Here is a 4,747-nt window from a genome sequence, read left to right on the forward strand (position 1 = left end):
CTCTACCTCGAGGTGCTGGATGCCTCGTTTTCCTTCGACGGGGTGATCGGGGCATTTGCCCTGTCGCAGAACCTGCTGGTGATTGCGATCGGGCTTGGGATCGGGGCCATGTTCGTCCGTTCGATGACGATCATGCTGGTCGAGCGCGGCACGCTGAAACAGTACTGTTATCTTGAGCACGGGGCGTTTTACGCGATCATCGTTCTGTCGGTCATCATGTTCGCACAGTCGATCGTGCATATCCCCGAAGTGGTGACCGGACTAGGAGGCGTGGCCATGATCGGCCTTGCGCTCTGGTCGTCGATACGCCGGAACCGCGCGGTTGCCTGTTGATGGCAGGGGGCAGTGGCACATAATGTGTAACTTCGTCGTATTGGTATACAGTGTTGGGATCTTGTAATCGTCGGCGGATTTCAAGGATCGGAATGACCGGGCCTTCCGAAGACGGTCAGACAAGTGTTCGAGCGAGAGGATGACAATGGATCAGGCAACAAGGAATACGCAGCGCAGCCGGACCGTCGGACAAAAGTCCAGAAAGGTTCGGGAACCCGGCTACAGCCGAATTGCGCATCTGATCCGGGAAGAGATCTTTGGCGGGCGACTCACGGCGGGGACGCGCCTGAAAGTCTCCGAGATTGCCAAGCGCTTTGGCACCAGCACCAACCCAGCACGCGAAGCACTACAGGTGCTCGAAGGCGAGGGGCTGGTCACGATCGAGCCCAACCGCGGGGCCAGTGTGCGTGAAATCAGCGAGGACATGCTGCAGAACGTTTTTGATCTGAAGATTGTTCTCTGGGCCTATATCGTCAAATCCTTCGTAGAGACCGCGACGCCAGACGAGATCGCGGAATTGCGCCGCCGTCAGGACGCCTGCGAGGAAGCGGTTCAGAATGGGGACTATCCCGCGTATCACACGGCAAACCTCGCGTTCCATGACTATATCGTGGACCACCATTTCAATGCTGAGGCCGTCGCGATCATCCGTAAACACGACCGGTGGCTTCAGGCCATGTCGAAATCCGATCCGCTGAACCTTGCGCAGATGCGTCGGTCGATTGCCGAACATTGGCGCATTGTCGAGGCGGTCGAAAAAGGGGAGGCAGAGGAAGCCGCCCATGCGATCGAGGTACACCTCAGCCATACGCAAACGGCCTTCCTGGATCGGTTGCGCCGTAAGCGCCTGAAGAAATCTGGCTGACGTTCAGCGCGCCAACATTGACGAGTGCTGCGAGCCTCTGTGGAACGCCCCGCTATCGGCGTGTCCCCAACGTCCGGATTGTGACCGTTGGGTGCTTGAGGTGTGTATATAAATCAAAAGCTTATGAGATTTTTTTGTAGATGCTGCAATAGTTTTGATTGCATATTACACACTAAATAAAATAAATAATGTGTGAAACTTGGTTGCCCTTTGACGCAGCCGGACACTCCCTGCGCCCGTTTCTCGGGACGACGGCGGTCCCTTCGAGCAGGCGGGGAACATGAAAGGACACACGGAACATGGCAGAGACGGTAACCTTCCTTTCCAAGGATCTCCCCTTTGACGCTGACCAATGGGCGCGGCTAGAGGCGGCTTTGCCGCCGGGCCGGATCATCAAGGTCGACACAAGCGATGATTCCGCAGTTTCCGCGGCCCTGGAAGAAGCGGAAATCGCCATTCTGAAAAGCGATCTGGACGCGCGGTTCGTCGATGCGCCGCGGCTCAAATGGGTGCATTGCGACCACGCAGGGTTGACGAAGTCGGCCCGTCCGGAGGTCCTTGAAAAGGGGCTGATCGTCACCGGCTCCGCCGGCCGGTCCGGACCGGCGCTGGCGGAGCATGTGATGATGTTCTCGCTGATGCTCTGCGCCCGCTACCCGGATTTCTACGAGGCGCAGAAACGCCATGAATGGCGTCGCGTGCCGGAAATGGACAATCTCTTTGCGCTCTCCGGGCGTACCATGGGGATCATCGGCATGGGGAACACCGGCAAGGCGCTCGCCACTCGGGCCAAGGCCTTCAATATGAAGGTCCTGGGCTACCGGCGCCGTGATGAGCCAGCGCCGGAGGGCGTCGACCAGATGTATAGCAGCGACAAGGGCGAGGGGATCGACGAGATCCTGGAACGGGCCGACATCGTTGCACTGGTGATCAACCTCTCCGATGCCACGCACCACATGATCGGGGCAGAGCAGTTCGCCCGCATGAAACGATCGGCGATCCTAGTGAATCTCGCGCGTGGGGCCGTGGTGGATCAGGACGCCCTGATCGCGGCCTTGACCGAGGGACGCATAGCCGGCGCGGGGATCGACGTGATGACGCCGGAACCTCTCCCCGAGGATCACCCGCTCTGGGATACGCCCAACCTGCTCATCACGCCGCATTTCTCGGCCAAGTTGCCGGATCGGTCTGAACGGTCGCTGAATATGATCATCGACAACCTGCGACGCTATCAGGCGGGGCAGGAGATGCTGAACCGGATCAGCGAAGAGGACCTCTGGTCAAAGGGGTAAGCCGGTCCACCTTGCGGCCCGGACCGCAACCTGAACTCAAGAAAAGGAATTATTCGACATGAAAATCGGTTTCATTGGGCTTGGCGTCATGGGACAGCCGATGGCGGGGCATCTGATCGAGGCGGGGCACGACGTTCAGTTGTATCGTGTCAAGGACAAGTCGCAGCACCTGGTCGAGATGGGCGGGAAGGTTGCGGATTCGGCCAGGGCTGTTGCCGAGGCGGCTGATGTCATCCTCCTCATGCTGCCGAACACGCCGGACGTCGAAGGGGTTCTGTTTGGCGAAAATGGCGTTGTCGAAGGGCTGAGCGCGGGCAAGACCGTGGTCGACATGAGCTCGATCTCGCCGGTTGCGACGACGGATTTTGCCAGCCGTATTGCGGCGCTGGACTGTGCTTACCTGGATGCGCCCGTCTCTGGCGGCGAGGCCGGCGCCAAGGCAGCGTCCCTGTCCATCATGGTCGGTGGGGCGCAAGAGGATTTCGACCGAGTGTTGCCGATCTTCGAAGTCATGGGCAAGAACATCACCCTGGTGGGTGAGGTCGGAGCAGGCCAGACGGCAAAGATCGCCAATCAGATCATCGTCGCCCTGACCATTGAGGCGGTGTCCGAAGGCCTGCTCTTTGCTTCGAAAGCGGGCGCCGACCCCGCCAAGGTACGAGAGGCGATCATGGGCGGTCTGGCTTCGTCGAAGATCCTGGAGATGCACGGCAAGCGCATGATCGACCGGACCTTCGAGCCGGGCTTCCGTATCTCGCTGCACCAGAAGGACATGAACAACGCGCTGGAATCGGCCCGTAGCCTCAAGCTGGCGCTGCCGTCGACCGCGCTTGCACAAGAACTCTTCAACACCTGCGCGGCACAGGGGCATGGGGAACTGGATCACTCGGCCCTGGTCCGCGCGCTGGAGACCATGGCGGCGCATGAAATCGGTGCCTGACTGGCAATCGACCAGAGGTGCCAAGATGAACAACCTGCAGGACAGGAAATCGCGCGAGTTGCTTCGGCGGATGGTCGACGCTGCCATTTCGGCAGCTGACCCTGCCAAGGTGCTGGCCAGTCATCTGCCCGAGAAACCAACGGGCAGGTGCATCGTCGTCGGGGCCGGCAAGGCTGCGGCCGCAATGGCGCGGGCAGTCGAATGCGCCTGGCCCGATGTCGACCTGTCCGGCCTGGTTGTTACACGATACGGACATGCGGTGCCGACCACGCGCGTCGCGGTCCGCGAGGCCGCGCATCCCGTACCCGATGCTAACGGAGTCGAGGCGACCCGGGCCATTCTGGACATGGTGCACACAGCCGGAAAAGGCGATCTTGTGCTGGCGCTGATCTCCGGCGGTGGTTCCGCACTTCTGACCGCGCCGGTTTCCCCGCTTTCGCTTGAAGACAAGATCGACATAACACGCAGGCTGCTGGCTTCTGGTCTGCCCATTGCCGAGATGAACCGGGTGCGCAGGCGCCTTTCGTTGATCAAGGGCGGCGGGCTTGCCCGTGCAGCTGCCCCGGCCAGGGTGGTGACCTTGGCGATCTCTGATGTGCCAGGGGACGATCCACTTGCCATTGCCTCGGGCCCGACGGTTCTCGATGCCGGGCTAGGCGGCAGTCTTGCACACATCGTTGATCGTCTTGGCAATGACCTGCCGGATCACGTCCGAGAAGCACTGTCACAACCAGTCAAATGTGGCGCGACGATGATTGATCTGGACTTCAAGCTTGTGGCGGCACCTCGGATGTCGCTCAACGCGGCGGCACAGGTGGCGCGGGATGCTGGTACCACTCCGCTCCTGCTTGGGGATGCATTGGAAGGTGAGGCACGGGAAATAGGTGTCGTCATGGCGGGGATCGCAGGTGCGGTCGCCAAACATGGCACGCCGGTGCCACGGCCCGCGGTTCTCTTGTCCGGTGGCGAGACGACTGTGACCATCGGGGATCGCAAGCCCGGGCGCGGCGGACGCAACACTGAATTTCTGCTCAGTCTCGCCGTTGCTCTCGACGGGGCATCGGGTGTTTTTGGAGCGGCTGTAGACACCGACGGTATCGACGGTACCGAGGATGCTGCCGGAGCGGTCATTACGCCATCCACACTGAAACGGGCCCGGGCGGCAGGTCATGATCCGCGTGCTGACTTGGCAGATCATAACAGCTACAGTCTTTTCTCTTCGGTCAAGGACCTGATCATGACGGGTCCGACGCTGACCAACGTAAATGACTTTCGCGCCATATTGATACCATGACCCCGCGCACGCGGGAGCGCCTG

The 4,747-nt window shown here is 60.5% G+C and carries 4 protein-coding genes and 1 pseudogene; all 5 read left to right on the forward strand.

Annotation, left to right across the window (positions count from 1 at the left end; translation table 11 throughout):
• A partial coding sequence (locus tag PVW46_RS17960) for a DUF475 domain-containing protein (RefSeq protein ID WP_274577009.1) occupies positions 1–333 on the forward strand: 333 nt, incomplete at its 5' end.
• Between the two features lie 145 nt (positions 334–478).
• Positions 479–1,198: a GntR family transcriptional regulator gene (locus PVW46_RS17965; protein ID WP_274577011.1), complete on the forward strand. Its 720-nt coding sequence runs from the start codon at positions 479–481 to the stop codon at positions 1,196–1,198.
• A 299-nt stretch (positions 1,199–1,497) separates the two neighbouring features.
• Entirely contained in the window at positions 1,498–2,490 is a 993-nt protein-coding gene (locus PVW46_RS17970; RefSeq protein ID WP_274577012.1) for a D-2-hydroxyacid dehydrogenase, read from the forward strand.
• Between the two features lie 52 nt (positions 2,491–2,542).
• Positions 2,543–3,430 (forward strand): annotated as a pseudogene (locus PVW46_RS17975) (2-hydroxy-3-oxopropionate reductase); the annotation flags it as partial.
• Between the two features lie 25 nt (positions 3,431–3,455).
• On the forward strand, positions 3,456–4,724 hold the full coding sequence (locus PVW46_RS17980; protein ID WP_274577015.1) for a glycerate kinase type-2 family protein: 1,269 nt from the start codon (positions 3,456–3,458) through the stop codon (positions 4,722–4,724).
• The last annotated feature ends 23 nt before the right edge of the window (positions 4,725–4,747 follow it).

Origin of the sequence: Mameliella sp. AT18, assembly GCF_028807275.1 — a bacterium.
Taxonomy (GTDB): Bacteria; Pseudomonadota; Alphaproteobacteria; order Rhodobacterales; family Rhodobacteraceae; genus Antarctobacter; species Antarctobacter albus.

What these genes read in the sequence shown, in the direction of transcription:
- PVW46_RS17965 (WP_274577011.1), top strand. Translation starts at nt 479, where the DNA reads ATGGATCAGGCAACAAGGAATACGCAGCGCAGCCGGACCGTCGGACAA.
- PVW46_RS17970 (WP_274577012.1), top strand. Translation starts at nt 1,498, where the DNA reads ATGGCAGAGACGGTAACCTTCCTTTCCAAGGATCTCCCCTTTGACGCT.
- PVW46_RS17980 (WP_274577015.1), top strand. Translation starts at nt 3,456, where the DNA reads ATGAACAACCTGCAGGACAGGAAATCGCGCGAGTTGCTTCGGCGGATG.